Origin of the sequence: Pseudomonas sp. FSL R10-0056 (assembly GCF_009600105.1) — a bacterium.
In the GTDB taxonomy this organism is placed as follows: Bacteria; Pseudomonadota; Gammaproteobacteria; order Pseudomonadales; family Pseudomonadaceae; genus Aquipseudomonas; species Aquipseudomonas bubulae.
Window position 1 is genome coordinate 1 of record NZ_WIWL01000148.1, and the last position, 249, is coordinate 249.

Here is a 249-nt window from a genome sequence, read left to right on the forward strand (position 1 = left end):
GTAGTTCAGTCGGTTAGAATACCGGCCTGTCACGCCGGGGGTCGCGGGTTCGAGTCCCGTCCGCTGCGCCATATTTGTACAAATCAGGTTCGCCTGGTTTGCGATTGAAAAGCACCGAAGCTCTTCAGTCACAGGTTTTAAAAGTTTCAAACGGACGCAAGTCCGAGCGATACGCAGCGGTAGTTCAGTCGGTTAGAATACCGGCCTGTCACGCCGGGGGTCGCGGGTTCGAGTCCCGTCCGCTGCGCC

Annotated in this window: 1 tRNA gene; it reads left to right on the forward strand. The window is 57.8% G+C overall.

The features are described from left to right. Positions 1–173: 173 nt before the first annotated feature. Positions 174–247 (forward strand) — tRNA-Asp (locus GHO42_RS07785). The last annotated feature ends 2 nt before the right edge of the window (positions 248–249 follow it).